Source organism: Bradyrhizobium nanningense (genome assembly GCF_004114535.1).
Taxonomy (GTDB): domain Bacteria; phylum Pseudomonadota; class Alphaproteobacteria; order Rhizobiales; family Xanthobacteraceae; genus Bradyrhizobium; species Bradyrhizobium nanningense.
In genome coordinates this window covers 1-235 of sequence record NZ_LBJC01000037.1, presented here as the reverse complement: position 1 = coordinate 235, position 235 = coordinate 1, and the positions used below count along the sequence as shown (strand labels likewise).

Genomic DNA, 235 nt, shown 5'->3' with positions numbered 1-235 from the left:
GGCGCGGGCCCGCACCAGCTCGACCACCGAGAGCTGCGGGATCGCGAAGCGGTCGCCGGCAGCTTCCACGATCAGCGCGGAGACGATGGCCAGCGTCAGCGGGATCTTGATGGTGACCGAAGATCCTTCGCCGGCCACCGACTTGATGTCGATGGTGCCGCCGATCTGATCGATATTGGTGCGCACCACGTCCATGCCGACGCCGCGGCCGGAGACCGAGGTGATGGCGGCCGCG

1 protein-coding gene is annotated in these 235 nt (G+C 68.5%); it reads right to left on the bottom strand.

Features of this window, described 5'->3' with window-relative positions:
* Positions 1 to 235 (bottom strand): ATP-binding protein (locus tag XH84_RS31715; RefSeq protein ID WP_164937404.1); only part of this gene is annotated, 235 nt, incomplete at both ends.